2 protein-coding genes are annotated in these 1,364 nt (G+C 59.1%); both read left to right on the forward strand.

The features are described 5' to 3' along the window. Nucleotides 1-543 precede the first annotated feature (543 nt). On the forward strand, nt 544-924 hold the full coding sequence (locus ACTIEN_RS22150; RefSeq protein ID WP_439525299.1) for a MarR family EPS-associated transcriptional regulator: 381 nt from the start codon (nt 544-546) through the stop codon (nt 922-924). A gap of 112 nt (nt 925-1,036) precedes the next feature. Then, nucleotides 1,037-1,364: ISAs1 family transposase (locus tag ACTIEN_RS22155; protein WP_439525300.1), on the forward strand; the 328-nt coding region annotated here is incomplete at its 3' end.

The raw sequence follows: 1,364 nt of genomic DNA on the forward strand, positions 1-1,364 counted from the left end.
CCCGAGATCCTCGAGCAGTTCGATCTGGTTATCAACACCACCAGCATGGAAGAGGCCATGGAGCAGCAGGCGCGCGAGGAAGGTGGTGCAGATGCGCTGGTGGGGGCAGTGGCGGGCGCAGAAGTGCCGTCGCAGCCGGAGGATGGGTCGGCATCCGGGATGGCTGCAGAATAGCCGCGATCGGTCAGCGGGCTCTCGCCTGTGCCTTGTCGCATCTCTACCTGAGCCCACCGCCACCGTCCGCTCCCTTCGCACGCGCAGCATTCTTCCTTGCGTTTGACCTGACGGAGCGTTACCCAGTGAGGGTGCGATCCGAGGTCCGCGCCCGCGTAGCCTCGGCGACATGCTGAAAGTCTAGGCATGTGGCCCGTACTGAGCATTTTCCTTCAGAGCCACATTTTTCCGCTTGCGCGCCCAGCGCTGCGCATGTATTGCTCTGTTGTGAGCATTCATGTTTATTGCGCTTCACATTGCGACACCGTTACCTCCAAGGCGCCCCCTCGGCAGTCTTTGTGCGGTAGCCTGCGAAAGAGCTACCCAGCCATGACCACCCAGCGCGACAAGCTGCGTGAGGATGTGAAGTTCCGCATCCTTCGCTTGCTGCAGGACAATCCCGAGATGACCCAGCGCGAGTTGGCAAAGGAAGTGGGCGTCAGCACAGGGGGCATCCATTACGTGCTGAATGGGCTGGTCGACAAGGGGATGCTGAAGCTGTCGAATTTCACCGCTGCTGAGGACAAGCGGCGCTATGCTTATGTGCTCACCCCGAAAGGTTTTGCGGCCAAGGCTGATCTAACGCGGCGCTTCTTGATCCGCAAGCTGGCGGAATATGATTCGCTGAAGGCAGAGATTGAAGAGGTTCGGGGTGATTGCTCCGACACAGAATGGGCAGATATATTGGTGGCGTCGAGCAAAGGTTCCTGATTTTTTTTGTCTGCAAAAGTTTCTATTGATCAACCCTGAAACTGCCATGTGAGGCTTCCTGAAGCTCAAGCATGCCATTCCATCGCACGACACCTTCTCGACGGTGTTCCAGATGATCGACCCGAAGGCGCTGGATGCGGCCTTCAGCAAGATACTTGCAGATGTCGCGGCGGCGCTCCGCGATGGTGATATCATCGCCATAGATGGCAAGGCGTTGCGTGGGACGCGCAACAAGGGCGAGAGTGCGCGCACCCGTATGATGGTCTCGGCTTATGCCGAGCGTTTGCGCATGACGCTCGCCTCGGTCACTGCCGATCATGGCACGGAGCTGGACGCGGCTCTTGAGGTGCTGGGACTGATCGATCTCAAGGGAAAGGTCGTGACTGCCGATGCGTTGCACTGCACGCGCCGCACGGTTGCAAAGATCAACGCCGGTGGCG

The sequence above is a fragment of the Marivita sp. genome (assembly GCF_051859345.1).
GTDB lineage: Bacteria > Pseudomonadota > Alphaproteobacteria > Rhodobacterales > Rhodobacteraceae > Marivita.